The sequence below is a fragment of the Burkholderiales bacterium genome, from assembly GCA_035560005.1.
Lineage (GTDB): Bacteria > Pseudomonadota > Gammaproteobacteria > Burkholderiales > Eutrophovitaceae > DASRFY01.
In genome coordinates this window covers 21,062-34,688 of the sequence record DATMAN010000058.1, presented here as the reverse complement: position 1 = coordinate 34,688, position 13,627 = coordinate 21,062, and the positions used below count along the sequence as shown (strand labels likewise).

17 protein-coding genes are annotated in these 13,627 nt (G+C 66.5%); 10 read left to right on the top strand and 7 right to left on the bottom strand.

What is annotated here, in order from left to right:
* The 3 genes from VNM24_09045 to VNM24_09035 form a co-directional block, all read right to left on the bottom strand.
* Window positions 1–393 (bottom strand): TRAP transporter large permease subunit (locus VNM24_09045; GenBank protein ID HWQ38738.1); only part of this gene is annotated, 393 nt, incomplete at its 3' end.
* A complete protein-coding gene (locus tag VNM24_09040) occupies window positions 390–971 on the bottom strand; it encodes a TRAP transporter small permease subunit (protein ID HWQ38737.1) in 582 nt (193 codons plus the stop codon). The genes VNM24_09045 and VNM24_09040, both read right to left, overlap by 4 nt.
* Before the next feature lie 43 nt (window positions 972–1,014).
* Window positions 1,015–2,214 (bottom strand): TRAP transporter substrate-binding protein, encoded by a 1,200-nt coding sequence (locus tag VNM24_09035; GenBank protein ID HWQ38736.1) that lies wholly within the window; start codon window positions 2,212–2,214, stop codon window positions 1,015–1,017.
* 380 nt (window positions 2,215–2,594) lie between these two features.
* Here VNM24_09035 and VNM24_09030 point away from each other — a divergent pair, with 380 nt between their 5' ends.
* Genes VNM24_09030 through VNM24_08985 form a run of 10 tightly spaced genes read left to right on the top strand, consistent with a single transcriptional unit; the run spans window position 2,595 to window position 9,878 of the window.
* A complete protein-coding gene (locus tag VNM24_09030; GenBank protein HWQ38735.1) occupies window positions 2,595–3,086 on the top strand; it encodes a Na+/H+ antiporter subunit E in 492 nt (163 codons plus the stop codon).
* Complete coding sequence (locus VNM24_09025) at window positions 3,086–3,376, top strand: monovalent cation/H+ antiporter complex subunit F (GenBank protein ID HWQ38734.1); 291 nt, start codon at window positions 3,086–3,088, stop codon at window positions 3,374–3,376. Before VNM24_09030 ends, VNM24_09025 begins: the two co-directional genes overlap by 1 nt.
* Window positions 3,376–3,708, top strand: a complete 333-nt coding sequence (gene mnhG / locus VNM24_09020) for a monovalent cation/H(+) antiporter subunit G (GenBank protein ID HWQ38733.1) — start codon at window positions 3,376–3,378, stop codon at window positions 3,706–3,708. The genes VNM24_09025 and mnhG overlap by 1 nt, the downstream gene beginning before the upstream one ends.
* Window positions 3,709–3,728: 20 nt before the next feature.
* Window positions 3,729–4,244: a DUF4040 domain-containing protein gene (locus VNM24_09015; protein HWQ38732.1), complete on the top strand. Its 516-nt coding sequence runs from the start codon at window positions 3,729–3,731 to the stop codon at window positions 4,242–4,244.
* Entirely contained in the window at window positions 4,241–4,675 is a 435-nt protein-coding gene (locus VNM24_09010) for a Na(+)/H(+) antiporter subunit B (GenBank protein HWQ38731.1), read from the top strand. Before VNM24_09015 ends, VNM24_09010 begins: the two co-directional genes overlap by 4 nt.
* A complete protein-coding gene (locus VNM24_09005; GenBank protein HWQ38730.1) occupies window positions 4,672–5,028 on the top strand; it encodes a cation:proton antiporter subunit C in 357 nt (118 codons plus the stop codon). The genes VNM24_09010 and VNM24_09005 overlap by 4 nt, the downstream gene beginning before the upstream one ends.
* Window positions 5,025–6,506, top strand: coding sequence for a monovalent cation/H+ antiporter subunit D family protein (locus VNM24_09000; GenBank protein HWQ38729.1), 1,482 nt, complete (start codon window positions 5,025–5,027; stop codon window positions 6,504–6,506). The genes VNM24_09005 and VNM24_09000 overlap by 4 nt, the downstream gene beginning before the upstream one ends.
* Window positions 6,503–7,963 (top strand): proton-conducting transporter membrane subunit, encoded by a 1,461-nt coding sequence (locus tag VNM24_08995; protein HWQ38728.1) that lies wholly within the window; start codon window positions 6,503–6,505, stop codon window positions 7,961–7,963. Before VNM24_09000 ends, VNM24_08995 begins: the two co-directional genes overlap by 4 nt.
* A complete protein-coding gene (locus tag VNM24_08990; GenBank protein HWQ38727.1) occupies window positions 7,964–8,203 on the top strand; it encodes a hypothetical protein in 240 nt (79 codons plus the stop codon).
* On the top strand, window positions 8,193–9,878 hold the full coding sequence (locus VNM24_08985; protein ID HWQ38726.1) for a Na(+)/H(+) antiporter subunit D: 1,686 nt from the start codon (window positions 8,193–8,195) through the stop codon (window positions 9,876–9,878). Before VNM24_08990 ends, VNM24_08985 begins: the two co-directional genes overlap by 11 nt.
* Before the next feature lie 17 nt (window positions 9,879–9,895).
* Here VNM24_08985 and VNM24_08980 read toward each other — a convergent pair whose 3' ends face one another.
* The 4 genes from VNM24_08980 to VNM24_08965 form a co-directional block, all read right to left on the bottom strand.
* Window positions 9,896–10,456 (bottom strand): DUF2062 domain-containing protein, encoded by a 561-nt coding sequence (locus tag VNM24_08980; GenBank protein ID HWQ38725.1) that lies wholly within the window; start codon window positions 10,454–10,456, stop codon window positions 9,896–9,898.
* A 57-nt stretch (window positions 10,457–10,513) separates the two neighbouring features.
* Complete coding sequence (locus VNM24_08975; GenBank protein HWQ38724.1) at window positions 10,514–11,641, bottom strand: YbdK family carboxylate-amine ligase; 1,128 nt, start codon at window positions 11,639–11,641, stop codon at window positions 10,514–10,516.
* 4 nt (window positions 11,642–11,645) lie between these two features.
* On the bottom strand, window positions 11,646–12,857 hold the full coding sequence (locus VNM24_08970) for a cation:proton antiporter (GenBank protein ID HWQ38723.1): 1,212 nt from the start codon (window positions 12,855–12,857) through the stop codon (window positions 11,646–11,648).
* A 134-nt stretch (window positions 12,858–12,991) separates the two neighbouring features.
* Entirely contained in the window at window positions 12,992–13,543 is a 552-nt protein-coding gene (locus VNM24_08965) for a GNAT family protein (protein ID HWQ38722.1), read from the bottom strand.
* Window positions 13,544–13,627 lie beyond the last annotated feature (84 nt).

Sequence of the window (13,627 nt, the reverse complement as noted above, 5' to 3'; positions counted from 1 at the left end):
CTCGAGGCTGCGGAACAGCCGGTCGATGATGCCGGAGCGCTCGACGATGTAGCCCATGAAGATGAACAGCGGCACCGCGATGATCACGTCGCTGGTCATCACCCCGTAGGTGCGCAGCACCATGTTGTCGAAGATGGGGTTGTCCAGCAGGGCAACGCCCGATCTGTCGAAGGCCACGACGCCGAACAGAATCCCCAGGCCGATCAGGGTGAACGCGATCGGGAAGCCGAGCAGGATGGAAGCGACGATCATCCCCAGCATCACCATCCCCAGATGGGCATGCGTGATCTGGGACGGCGGCGGCAGAAACAGGATGTAGGCGGCCGCAATGAGGGCGATGATGCCGATCCCGATCGTGCGCGCTTCGAACCTGACCAGACCGACCGCGTTCATTTCTTCTCCTGCCCGCCGGCGAGGATGTCCTTCAACTGCTCGATGTCTTCCTCCTCGACGTCGTGCAAACGCTGGGGCCACTGATCGGTGCGGATGCAGATCACGCAGCGCACGACTTCCGCGACGCCTTGCAGGAACAGGAGAAGACCGGCGAGCGGGATCGCCATCTTGAAGGGGTAGATCGGAGTTCCCGCCGAGGTGACGCTGGAGACCTCCCTCATTGCCCAGGAGGTGTGGGCGAACTCCACGCCGGCGTAGACCAGCGCGGCGATCCCTGGGAAGAAGAACAGCAAGTACAGCGCCAGATCGATCCACGCTTGCGAGCGCGGCCGCAGCGTGCGGTACATCATGTCCGCCCGCACGTGGCCGTTGCGCGACAGGGTGTAGGCACCGGCCATCATGAATAGCACGCCGTAGAGGATGATCGCGACGTCGAACCCCCACTGCGTCGGGTTCCTGAAAATATAGCGCGCAGCCACGTCGTAGCACACGATCAGCGTCAACAGCACGCCGCACCAGGCGAACGCCTTGCCCGTCCAGGTGCTCAGGCGGTCGATCATGAACAGTACGCTCTTCACGGGCAGCTCCCTCTATGGCAGTCCGGCGGCACCGCCGCTGCGTTCAGGCGACCTTGCCGAAGAAATGCTCGTAGGCCTGGCGCGGATCGACGATGAACTTCACCTGATAGCCGACCACCCGCTTCATGAACGCCTTCTGCGATTCCAGCACCTTGGCAAAGAAGGGATTCGCCGCGGCCTTCTCCGCGATCACCGCGTCCCAGGCCTTGAGCTGGGCCTCGAGAATGTCCCTCGGTGTTTCCACGAACCGGATGCCGCGCTTGTCGCGCAGGTTCTCGTATTCCTTGGAGTACAGGTCCATTGTCCTCCAGCTCATCTGCGCGCTCGCCGCCTTGGCGGTGATCCTGAACATCGTGCGATAAGCCTCGGGCATCGACTCCCAGACGCGGCGGTTGATCAGGATCTCGAAGAACTCCCCGGGCTGGTGGTAGCTCTTCACCATGCAGGTCTTGGCCACGTCGGGGAATCCCAACGCGCTGTCTGAGGCGGGATTGTTGAACTCGGCTGCATCGATTACGCCGCGCTCCAGCGCCGGCACGATTTCGCCGCCGGGGAGCGCGACGACCGCCGCGCCCATGTTCTTGAACACGTCGATCGACAGGCCTACGGTCCGGTACTTGATTCCCTTGAACTCCGCGGCCGATCTCACTTCCTTGCGGAACCAGCCGAGCGGCTGCGTGGGCATGGGACCGTACATCAGGCCGACCACGTCGAGCTTCAGGATGTCGCGGTACAGCTCGTCGTAGAGCTGCTGGCCGCCGCCGTATTCCATCCAGGCGAGCACCGTGTTGGCATCCTGCCCGAGCGCCGGTCCGGTGCCGAACAGCGACAGCGCGTTGTCCTTGCCGTACCAGAACGCCGGCACCGCGTGCGACCCGTCCAGGATTCCCTTGTGCACTGCATCGGCCTGGTCGAACGCGCCGACCACGGAGCCAGCCTGGAGCAGTTCGACCTTGATCTTCCCGCCGGAGAGCTCGGAGAGCAGCCGGTAGAAGTCCTGCGCGATGTCGAACAAGGGGTCTTTGGCGGGAAACCCGCCCTGGAAGCGCAGGTTGAGCTGCGGCAGATCGCCGCCCGCGCCACCCCCGGATGTGGCGGCCTGTTTCGAGTCCTGGCCCAGGCCGCAGCCGGCTAGGGTCGCGAGCGTGGCAGCACCGCCAACCGCCGCCGTTCGACCCAGGAACCGGCGCCGTGAACTGGATACAGGGGCGGTCTTCCTGGTCGAGCGCTTGTTTCTTGACATCTGAGTCTCCTCCTCCGGTATGAATTCGCGAAACCGTGCCTGTGCCGCGACTTCCCCGCGTGAGGCGTGGAGCGCGGCACCGAGCTGCCGCCGTGTGGACGCCGCGTTGTGCCGGTGCCGGCACAAGAACCCTTTGGTCTCGAGCTTCTCGCTGCGTGGAGCGATTCTATGAGGGAAACCCCGATGTTGACCAGTCTCGCGAACATCGCGCTGCCGTTGTTGCACTGCGAGCCGTGCCCGCGCGGCGGCACAGGCAGCCGCGACGGCTCCGGGGCTTCGGGTTGTGACACGACGCCCGAGCCGATAGAATCCGCCCCACGTCGCGAGGCCCGAAAAGCGTTGGCGCCGCGGACCGCGCGGCGCCAACGCATCGAGCACACGTGAGGCACCGGCGCTTGCGCCTCGTCAGCACGGCAATCGTTCTCTTCGTCTTCTGGCTCCTTCTGTCGGGCCACTTCACGCCTTTCCTGCTGGGCGCCGGCATCGGATGCACCTTGGCCGTCGTGGCCTTCGCACGGCGCATGGAGGTCGTCGATCAGGAGGGCCATCCTCTGCATCTCGCGCCTCGGGCGATGCTCGCCTACTGGCCCTGGCTCGCAAAAGAGATCGTCAAGTCGGCCTGGGAAGTTGCGCGCATCATCGTGCATCCGCGCCTGCCCGTCAGTCCCACGCTGGTCACCGTGAAATCCACGCAGAAGAGCGATCTCGGACGCACGGTGTTCGCCAACTCCATCACGCTCACCCCGGGCACGATTTCGGTGCGCGTGGGCCGCGGCGAGATCCTGGTGCATGCACTCACCGCCGACGCAGCCCGGGCGCTGGCCGCCGGCGAAATGGACCGCCGGGTGAGCGAAATCGAGATCGAGCCGTGATGTTCGAGATGGCGACGCTCGCACTGCTCTTGACGCTCGCAGGAGCGCTCGCCCGCGCCATTCTCGGGCCCACGGTGTTCGACCGGGCGCAAGCGGTCAATACCGGCGGAACGGTCGCCGTGCTCCTGCTCGCGTCCATCGGTTTCCTCACCGGCCGGCCGGATTTTCTCGACATCGCTATCGTGTACGGACTGCTCAATGTGGTCGGCACCATCGCGGTGCTGAAGTTCTTCCGCTACGGCGATCTGGGCGATGCGGGAACCGATGAAGAAGACAGGGAGGTTTCGTGATGTCCTCGTTGATCGATGCCGTGAGCTGGGTCCTGCTGGCGGGCGGCGCGGCGTTTTGCCTGATCGGTGCGCTCGGACTGCTGCGCATGCCAGACTTCTACACCCGAATGCACGCCGCGAGCGTCACCGACACGCTCGGTGCCGGCCTCGTTCTGCTCGCGATGATGCTGCAGGCGGGTGCGAGCCTCATCGCGGTCAAGCTCGCCTTCATCGCGTTGCTGTTGTTCTTCACCAGCCCCACCGCTACCCACGCCCTGGCGCGCGCCGCCCTCGTGCGGGGAGTGCAGCCACGGCTCTCCTCCGACGGAGGAGCGCGCCCATCGAAACGCTGACCGAAACCGCGCTGCTGACGATGATGGCGGCCACGGCGCTCGCCATCGCGCGCGTTCGCAACCTGTTCGCGGTCGCGGTTCTCGGCGGGCTCTACAGCTTCATGATGGCCACCGTGCTGGTGGTGCTCGACGCGGTCGACGTGGCGATGACCGAGGCCGCGGTGGGCGCGGGCATTTCCACCGTACTGCTGCTGGGCACGCTGTACCTGACGCGCAGCGAGGAGGCAGCGCCGCGGCGGCGAGCGGTACTGCCGCTCGTCGTCGCGCTCATCACGGGCGGCCTGCTCGCCTACGGCACGCTCGGTCTGCCCGAGTTCGGCAGTCCGGACAGCGTCATTCATCATCACGTGGTGCCGCGCTACCTCGAACAGGGGCCGCAGGAAACCGGCGTGCCCAATGTGGTGACGGCGGTGCTGGCCAGCTACCGCGGTTACGACACGCTGGGCGAGACGACGGTCATCTTCACCGCCGGAGTCGGAGTGCTCGCGCTGCTGCGCAGGCGCCGCCGCGACAGCGACGAGGAGGGCAGGCGATGAGAGGTCACATGGTTCTTCGCGTCATCGCGAAGCTGCTGATCCCCTTCGTCATGCTGTTCGCACTCTACGTGCAGTTCCACGGCGACCTGGGCCCCGGAGGCGGATTCCAGGCCGGCGTCATCGTCGCGGCGGCGGTGATCTTCTACGCGCTGATCTTCGGGCTGCAGGCGACCAAGCGTATGGTCCCCGAGTGGCTGGTGGAAACGATGGTCGCCGCCGGCGTCCTGCTCTACGCCGGGGTGGGCATGGCCGGCATCGCGCTGGGCGGCAATTATCTCGACTACTTCGTGCTGGCGCGCGATCCGGTGGCGGGCCAGCATCTGGGCATCTTCCTGGTCGAGCTCGGCGTGTTCATCACCGTATCCGGCGTCATGCTCGCGATCTTCTATACGTTCGCGGGCCGCGGGCGCGGCCCGCGCAGCGGCCCATGAACCCGGCCGGCTACCTGAACTACTGGATCGCGATCCTGCTGCTGATCGTCGGCCTGTACATCCTCATCGCCCGCGGCAACTTGGTCAAGAAGCTCATCGGTCTGAGCATCTTCCAGACCTCGGTCTATCTCATCTACATCGCGCCGGGCAAGATCATCGGCGCCACCGCGCCGATCGTCGCCGAAGGCTTCAAGCTCTATTCCAATCCGCTGCCGCACGTGCTGATCTTGACCGCGATCGTGGTCGGCGTGGCCACGCTCGCGCTCGGGCTCGCGATCGTCGTGCGGATCAACGAGGTCTACGGCACGATCGAAGAGGACCAGATCCACGCGCAGGATCAAGAGCCGGAATGATCTACGCTCATCTTCCGGCGCTGCAAGTGGCCCTGCCATTGATCGCCGCCCCGCTATGCGTGCTGCTGCGGCGCGGCTTCGCCGCATGGCTGCTGGCGCTTGTCGTGACCTGGGTCTCGGCCGCGATCGCGGTTGCGCTGCTGCTGCAGGTGCTGCACACGGGAGCCGTTTCCTACCTGCTCGGAAGCTGGGCCGCCCCCTGGGGAATCGAGTACCGCGTCGACGTCGTCAACGCCTTCGTGCTGGTACTGGTCTCGGGGATCGCCTCCGTCGTCGTGCCGTACGCGCGCGCCAGCGTGGGCTTCGAGATTCCCGTCGAGCAGCAATATCTGTTCTGGACCGCCTATCTGCTGTGCCTCGCGGGACTGCTCGGCATCGCGATCACCGGCGACGCGTTCAACGTCTTCGTGTTCCTGGAGATCTCCTCGCTCGCCACCTACATCCTGATCGCGTTGGGCCGCGACCGGCGCGCGCTGGTCGCCTCCTATCAGTACCTCATCATGGGCACGATCGGTGCGACGTTCATCGTGATCGGCGTGGGTCTGCTCTACCTGATGACGGGGACACTGAACCTCTCCGACCTGTCGAACCGCATTACGGCGGTGGGCCACGCGCGTCCGCAACTTGCCGCACTGGCGTTTCTCACGGTCGGCATCTCGCTCAAGCTGGCGCTGTTCCCGCTGCACCTGTGGCTGCCCAACGCCTATGCCTACGCGCCGTCGGCGGCCACGGCGTTTCTGGCGGCCACGGCCACCAAAGTCGCCGTCTACCTGCTGCTGCGCTTCTACTTCTCGGTCTTCGGCCACTCCCTGGTCTTCGCGCACCTGCCGCTGCCGCAAGTGCTGCTGGCGCTCTCCGTGGCCGCCATGTTCGTCGCCTCGACCGTGGCCATCTTCCAGCAGGACGTCAAGCGCATGTTCGCCTACTCCAGCGTGGCGCAGATCGGGTACATCACGCTGGGCACGAGCTTCGCCTCGGCGACCGGCCTGACCGGTGGCATCGTGCACCTGTTCAATCACGCGGTGGCCAAGGGATCGATCTTCCTGCTGCTCGGCTGCGTGGCGCTGCGCATCGGCCAGCCGACCGTCGCGCGCATGGCAGGGCTGGGCAAGCGCATGCCATGGACCGCGGCGGGACTCACGATCGGCGGCTTGAGCCTGATCGGCATCCCGGGCACGGTCGGCTTCGTGAGCAAGTGGTATCTGGTGCTCGCTGCGCTGGAGCGCGGTTGGTGGTGGCTCGCGGCGGCGATCCTCGCCAGCACGCTGCTCGCGATCGTGTACGTCTGGCGGCTGATCGAGACGTGCTATCTGCGCGAGCCGCCTCCCCGGGCCGAGGGCGTGCGCGAGGCACCGCTCTCGATGCTCATTCCGGCGCTGCTGCTCGCCGCGGCTTGCGTCTTCTTCGGGCTCGACACCTCGGTCACCGTCGGCACCGCCGCGCAGGCGGCACGAACGCTTCTGGAGAACGTGCGGTGAGCTGGCTGAATGCTCCCCAGCTCGCGATTGCGCTGCCCGCCGCGGGCGCCGTGCTGATCGCGGCCACCGGCCGCTGGCCGAATCTGCGCGAGGGCATGACGCTCATCACCGCAGTGCTGCTGTTTGGCGTGGTCGCCTCGATGGTGTCGGCAGTGCTCGCGGGCGCGCGACCGGAGGCCGACCTGTTCACGGTGCTGCCGGGCCTGTCGCTGAGGCTGCGCGTCGAGCCGCTCGGCATGCTCTTCGGACTGGTGGCCTCGGGCCTCTGGATCGTCAACTCGGTCTACTCGATCGGATACATGCGTGCGAACCGCGAGGCACACCAGACGCGCTTCTATGTCTGTTTCGCGATCGCGCTGGCGAGCACCATGGGGGTGGCGTTCGCCGGCAATCTGCTGACCCTGTTTCTGTTCTACGAAGCGCTCACGCTCAGCACCTATCCGCTGGTCACGCATCACGGCACGCCGGAAGCCCGGCGTGCCGGGCGCGTCTATCTCGGGCTGCTGCTGGGCACTTCGACCGGTTTGCTGCTGCTGGCCATCGCCTGGACCTGGCTCCTCGCGGGCACGACCGCGTTCGCCCCGGGCGGGATTCTCGCCGGCACGGCCGGCGACCTGACGCTGGGAGTGCTGCTCGCGCTCTACGTGTTCGGCATCGGCAAGGCTGCGCTCATGCCGTTTCATCGCTGGCTGCCGGCGGCCATGATCGCGCCCACTCCCGTGAGCGCCTTGCTGCACGCGGTGGCGGTGGTGAAGGCCGGCGCATTCAGTGTGGTGAAGGTGATCGTTTACGTGTTCGGCCTGAGCCACGGCGCGGGGGTCGCGAGTGCCGAGTGGCTGCCGGTGGCCGCCGGGTTCACCATCGTGGCGGCCTCCATCATCGCCCTGCGCTCCGACAACCTGAAGCGCCGGCTCGCGTATTCGACCGTGAGCCAGCTCTCTTACGTCGTGCTGGGCGCGGCGCTGCTCACGCCGGTCTCGGTCACCGCCGCGGCGCTGCACATCGTGGCGCACGCGCTGGGCAAGATTACGCTGTTCTTCGCCGCCGGCGCGATCTACACCGCCGCCCACCGGACGGAAGTCAGCCAGCTCGACGGCATCGGGCGGCGCATGCCGCTGACCATGACCGCATTCGCGATCGGTGCGCTGTCGATGATCGGCGTTCCCCCCACCGCCGGCTTTGTGAGCAAGTGGTACCTGGTAATGGGCACGCTGCAGACGGGACATCTGGCGGCGCTGGCCGTGGTCGCGGCCAGCACGCTGCTCAATGCGGCCTACTATCTGCCGATCGTGTACCGCGCCTTCCTGAAGGCGCCGGAGGATGCGGGCGAGGCGGCGCACGGCGAAGCGCCGCTGCCGATCGTGCTCGCGCTCGCGGCGAGCGCGCTGGCTACGGTGGCCATGTTCTTCTGCGCGCAGTTGCCGCTGCAACTTGCCAGAGACATTACGGGAGGCTGAATGAAGGACCACTGGCTGGTGCGTCCCGCAACGATCCGACTGTTGTGGGCGCTGTTCGTCGCGGCACTCGTCGCGGTCGTACTGGTGCAGCTCGTGGTGCCGGTGCCGGGACACTTCGGAATCGACGGCCGCTTCGGTTTCGGCGCCTGGTTCGGCTTCGGCTCCTGCGCCACGATGATCCTGGTCGCCAAGCTGCTTGGCGCGCTGCTCAAACGCAAAGACACCTACTATGACGATTAGCGCGCTTCACCCCGCGCTGGTCCTGATCGCCGCGGGAGCGCTGCTGCCCTGGATGCCGCGAGGTGTGCGCGCCGGCTGGGCTCTGCTGCTGCCGCTCGTCGCGCTGGCGCTGTGCTGCACGCTGCCGGACGGCGATCACTGGCAGGCGACCCTGCTCGACTACCGGCTGATCGTCATGCGCGCCGACCGGCTGGCGCGACTGTTCGCAATCGTCTTCACGATCACGGCGTTCGCGGGCGCGCTGTTCGCGCTCAACGGCAGGAACACGGCCGAGCTGCCGGCCGCCTTCCTCTACGCGGGAGCTGCGGTGGGCACGGTGTTCGCCGGCGATCTCGTCACGGCGTTTGTCTTCTGGGAGGTCATGGCGCTCGCCTCGGCGTTCCTGATCTGGAGCGCGGGCAGCACGGCGGCCTACCGGGCGGGAATGCGCTACCTGGCCGTGCATCTGGGCGGAGGAGTGCTGTTGATGACGGGCATTGCCGGGCATGCGGCCGAGACGGGCTCGATCGGCTTTGGCCCCATGACCCTGGACAGCCCCGCGCACTGGCTGATTCTCGCCGGGTTCCTCGTCAACGCGGCCGCGCCACCGCTTTCGGCCTGGCTGCCCGACGCGTATCCGGAATCGTCTTATTCCGGAATGGTGTTTCTGTCCGCATTCACCACGAAGACGGCGGTGTACGCGCTGCTGCGCGGCTTCCCCGGCACGGAGCTGCTGATCTTCGTGGGCCTGTTCATGATCTTCTACGGCATCATCTACGCATTGCTGGAAAACGACATGCGGCGCATCCTCGCGTACAGCATCGTCAACCAGGTCGGTTTCATGGTCGCCGGCGCGGGGATCGGCACCGAGCTGGCCATCAACGGCGCGGCCGCGCACGCCTTTGCCCACATCATCTACAAGGCGTTGCTGCTGATGTCGGCCGGTTCGGTGCTGCTCATGACCGGACGGCGCAAGTGCAGCGAGTTGGGTGGACTGTTCCGCACAATGCCGTTGACCACCGCCTGCGCAATCGTCGGCGCGCTGTCGATTTCGGCTTTCCCCCTCACTTCCGGTTTCGTGAGCAAATCGATGATCTCGGCGGCCGCGGCGGATCAGCACATGCCGTGGACCTGGCTGCTGCTGGCGGCCGCCTCGGCGGGTGTGTTCCTGCACGCCGGAATCAAGTTTCCGTGGTTCGTGTTCTTCCAGAAGGATTCCGGATTGCGCCGGGCCGATCCCCCGCTGAACATGCGCGCGGCGATGCTGCTTTTCGCCGCGGCGTGCATCGCGCTCGGCGTATACCCGCAACCGTTGTACGCGCTGCTGCCGTACCCGGTGCACTTCGTGCCGTACACCGCAGCGCACGTCGTCGGGCAGCTCCAACTGCTCTTGTTCTCGGGGCTTGCGTTCTTCGTGATGCTGCCGCTGCTCAAGCGCACGCCGACCATCACGCTGGACGTCGACTGGCTGTACCGTGCGCCGGGGTCGCGGCTCGCCCGCCTGCTCGTCAGCGCCTCGGCGGCGCTGTATCAGCGCACGGCCCGCGCCGCGGAGCAGGCGCTGCGCGCCGCGGTGGCGCGGATCTATCGACACCACGGGCCCGCCGGATTGCTCGCGCGCACCTGGCCCACCGGCAGTATGGTGTTGTGGGTAGCGATCCTGCTGGCTTCCTATTTGGCGATCTATTACCTCTGATTCGCGCGCCGTTCGGTCTAGCCGGGCCGGCGGCCATTGCGCCGGCGCCAGCGCACGGACACGTGAACGCGCCACAGCAGCGTGATCAGCGCATAACCGAGCAGCGCGGCGCTCACGGCCAGCACGAGAAGGCCGAGCAGCAGCGGCTTGCCCAGCAGCGACACTTGCTCCATCACGAACCGCGCGTACGCCACGGCACCCGTGACGGTCGCGTCCACATCGGCCTGCAGATCGGTTTCGCTGACCGGCGCCGGAGTCTCTCCGAGCAGCAACGTGCCCAGACGATAGGCCAGAAAATAGATCGGCCCGAAGGTAAAGGGATTGGTGACGAGCGTGCTCACGACCGCTACCGGCAGATTCGCCCGCAGCAGGACCGCGAACAACGCGGCAAACAGGATCTGCGCCACCGGGACCATCAACCCGAAGAACAGCCCGACCGCGAACCCCAGCGCGATGCCCCGCCGGTCGACGTGCCACAGGCGCGGGTGCTGGATCCACGGCCCCAGCCAGCGCACGAAGCGGTTGTTGCGCACTGCGCCGGGATCGGGCAGCAGCCGGCGGAAAAACGCTCTGGGCATGTTCGATGCGCGCGCTGCTTCGGTGCGTCCTACCTGCGGAGCTTCGGCTCGTGCAACCTAGGCCGGAAGTGGGACGCTTCCCTTCGCCCAAAGTTCAGCCGAGAGCCGCACCGTATTGGGCAGCGAGCCGGTCTTGCGGTGCGCTTCGCGCAGCCATCCGGCATCGTTGCGGCCGGAATCGAGCACCGCCCGGAGGTTCTCCAGTGCTGCGCCGGCATCCAGCGCGTCCACGTACGGCGCGATCTGTTCGAAGACCGCCGCTACATCCTCCTTGATCAGGCAACGGCTGCGCGTGTAGGCGTCGATCAGCCCGCCTTCCAGGCCGAATCTGCACGCGCAGAACCGGTTGAAGCTGTACACACGATAGACGTCCTGTGAAGGCAGGTGCGGCCGTGCGGTCATCAGATACCGCGCCAGCGCCTGCGCATAGGCCGCCAGCGCGGCCGCCCTCTCCACGGTGAGCGGAGTATCGCACACCCGGATCTCGATCGTGCCGTATTCCGGCTTGGGTCGGATGTCCCAGTAGAAGTCCTTCATGCTCTCGACGATGCCCAGGCTTCTCATCGACTCGAAATAGTCGATGAACTCGGCCCACGAGCGCACGAACGGCATCGTTCCCGACAGCGGAAAGGCGTTGATGCTGTTCAGTCGACAGGAATCGAATGCGGTGTCCACACCCTGAGAATACGGGCTGGATGCCGACAGCGCGATGAAGTGCGGAAGGTAGCGGGCCATGAGATGGGTAAGATAGACCGCGTCATCGCCGCTTTCCACGCCGATGTGAATGTGCTGGCCGAACACCGTGAACTGCTTGGCGAGGTAGCCGTACAAGTCGTGCAGATGGAAGAAGCGCGCGCCGGGGAAGATGCGTTGTTCGCTCCAGCGCTGGAACGGATGCGCGCCGCCGCCGGCGATCGCCACGTTGAGGCGCTGCGCCTGCCTGACCACCGCTTCGCGAATCGCCTGCAGCTCGGCGAGCAGGGTCCGGTGCGTCCGGTGCACCGACGTGGACATCTCGAACATGCTCTCGGTGATCTCCGGCTTCACCTCTCCCGGATGCCCCGCTTTGGCCAGCAGGGTGAGCAGATCCGCAGCGCCGCGGATCAGGTTGTAGTCGTGCGTAGAGAGGATCTGTACCTCCAGCTCCACGCCGACGGTGAACGGCTCCGAGTGCTTGAACTCCATGTCCTCACCTCGCGTTTTCCGGCGCGGTCTCGCCGGCGCGCCTGAGGGCCCACTGCGTGGCGAGCGGCCCGACGATCTCGAGCAGCACCAGCGCGGCCGCGACCGTGGCCGCCAGCTTCGCGCCGAATTCCGGATAGAGCGAGCCCGCGCCTTGCAACATGACCAGCGCCACGCCGGAGATCGGCATCATGCCCACCGCGAGCCATGCGGCGCGCGAAAGCTTCAGCCCGGACAGCGGCGCGAACAGCGCCACACCGGTCAGCTTTCCGGCGAAGCGCGCGGCCACCACGGCCAAGCCGACCAGACCGCCAGCCAGCAGTTCCTGGAGCTCGATGCCGGCACCGGTCAGCACGAACAGCACCACGAAGAACAGCTGGCCGCCCGGCCCGAATTCGACCGCGAGCACATGGCGGTTGCGGTCGAGGTTGCGGGTGAACACGCCGAAGGCGAGCAGGCTCACCAGCACGGAGAGCTTCAGGGCGTTGGCCGCGCCGACCAGCGCGACCACCGCTCCCACCAGCAGCACGAACTGTACGTCATCGCGCTTGGGCAGCCAGCGCGCGAGCACGATCAGCGTGCGATGCGCCGCGTAGCCCCCGAGAAGCGATCCGGCCAGCAGGTACAGCGGGTGTGCGACCGCATTGATCCAGTTCGCGGCGTATTGCGCATGAATGAAGCCGAACAGCACCGTGATCAAGAGGAAGGCCACGACGTTGTTCAGTGCGGTCAGTGTGAGCAGCCGCTCGGTCAGCGGGCCCTGCGCGCGCTCGTCGTGCACCACGAGAATGATCACCGCCGGAGACGTCACCATCACGACCGCGGCCGCGGTCGCTGCGTAAACGGGCTCGATGCGAAAGGCCCGCAGCACCGCCAGCACCAGCACGAAGGACAGTGCGCTTTCGGCCAACGCGGCCGCCGCGAGCCAGCGGTCGCGCTTCAGCCAGCCCAGATCCAGCCTGCGCCCCAGCTCGAACAGGATCAGCCCGAGCGAGATGTCAACGAAAATGCGCACGCCATGGAGCACCTGCGCATCGAGCACGTCGAGCACGCTGGGACCGAGCAGGAGGCCGGCCGCGACAAACCCGGTGATGCGCGGCAGCCGCAGATAACGCACGCAGGCATGGCCGGCGGCCAGCGCGGAAAGCAGCACGGCGCCGAGCAGGGCCAGCTCGCCGGCGACGAACGGAAACTCCGGCAGGAAACCGCCTTCGGTCATGTCGCAGGTGTGATCGGGTGCCCACGAAGAAACGCAGGCAAGGGGCAAAACGCGCGCGCAGGAAATCGCGTCGCGCGTACCAGTGTATCGGGCCAGTTCCGGCGCAGTCGAGCCCGGTTACATCTGCTCACGCTTCACGCGACCTTGCGTTGTCGCCCGCGCAGGTATTCGTCGCGCGTGATACGCCAGTGCAGGATCTGGCCTGCGCGCGCGTCCTGGTCCTTGCCGATTACCTGCATGCCGCATTTGGCCAGCACCCGCGCGGACGCGGAGTCGGCGGGACCGGAATGCGCGTCGACCGCTTCCACTTCCGGTCTGGTGAAGGCATAGCGCACCAGCGCCCCCAGCGCCTCCGAAGCATAGCCGCGGCCGCGATAGGCGGGCGCGATTTCGCAACCGACCTCCACCACGCCATCCGCGCTCGGCTTGTCCTGGAACCCGCCGCAACCCACCAGGGCACGTTCCTCGGGACGGACGAACAGATAGAGCCACCAGCCCGAATAGGGCCGCAATGGATCCTGCTTCAGGAGCTCCCGGAGATGCGGGTAGGCTTGCGGAAAGTACGGCCAGCCGTCCGGAATCGAGACGTTGAGCAGCGCGGCCAGCGACTTCGGATCGCGGACGATGGCGTCGAGTTGCTCGGGCGTGCAGGTTGAAATTCGCAGATTCGGCGTGTGGATCAGCATACCGGTCGCTTGTTTCGTATCGTTGTCTTGTGGCGGCCTGGCGCAAGGGGCTCGAGATTCATTCTAGCGTGCCCGGCCCAGCGC

Coding starts and splice junctions, on each gene's coding strand:
- VNM24_09000 (HWQ38729.1), top strand. CDS start 5,025: ATGATCTACGCTCATCTTCCGGCGCTGCAAGTGGCCCTGCCATTGATC.
- VNM24_08985 (HWQ38726.1), top strand. CDS start 8,193: ATGACGATTAGCGCGCTTCACCCCGCGCTGGTCCTGATCGCCGCGGGA.
- VNM24_09025 (HWQ38734.1), top strand. CDS start 3,086: ATGTTCGAGATGGCGACGCTCGCACTGCTCTTGACGCTCGCAGGAGCG.
- VNM24_09010 (HWQ38731.1), top strand. CDS start 4,241: ATGAGAGGTCACATGGTTCTTCGCGTCATCGCGAAGCTGCTGATCCCC.
- VNM24_08990 (HWQ38727.1), top strand. CDS start 7,964: ATGAAGGACCACTGGCTGGTGCGTCCCGCAACGATCCGACTGTTGTGG.
- VNM24_08965 (HWQ38722.1), bottom strand. CDS start 13,543: ATGCTGATCCACACGCCGAATCTGCGAATTTCAACCTGCACGCCCGAG.
- VNM24_08980 (HWQ38725.1), bottom strand. CDS start 10,456: ATGCCCAGAGCGTTTTTCCGCCGGCTGCTGCCCGATCCCGGCGCAGTG.
- VNM24_09035 (HWQ38736.1), bottom strand. CDS start 2,214: ATGTCAAGAAACAAGCGCTCGACCAGGAAGACCGCCCCTGTATCCAGT.
- VNM24_08975 (HWQ38724.1), bottom strand. CDS start 11,641: ATGGAGTTCAAGCACTCGGAGCCGTTCACCGTCGGCGTGGAGCTGGAG.
- VNM24_08970 (HWQ38723.1), bottom strand. CDS start 12,857: ATGACCGAAGGCGGTTTCCTGCCGGAGTTTCCGTTCGTCGCCGGCGAG.
- VNM24_09005 (HWQ38730.1), top strand. CDS start 4,672: ATGAACCCGGCCGGCTACCTGAACTACTGGATCGCGATCCTGCTGCTG.
- mnhG (HWQ38733.1), top strand. CDS start 3,376: ATGTCCTCGTTGATCGATGCCGTGAGCTGGGTCCTGCTGGCGGGCGGC.
- VNM24_09015 (HWQ38732.1), top strand. CDS start 3,729: ATGATGGCGGCCACGGCGCTCGCCATCGCGCGCGTTCGCAACCTGTTC.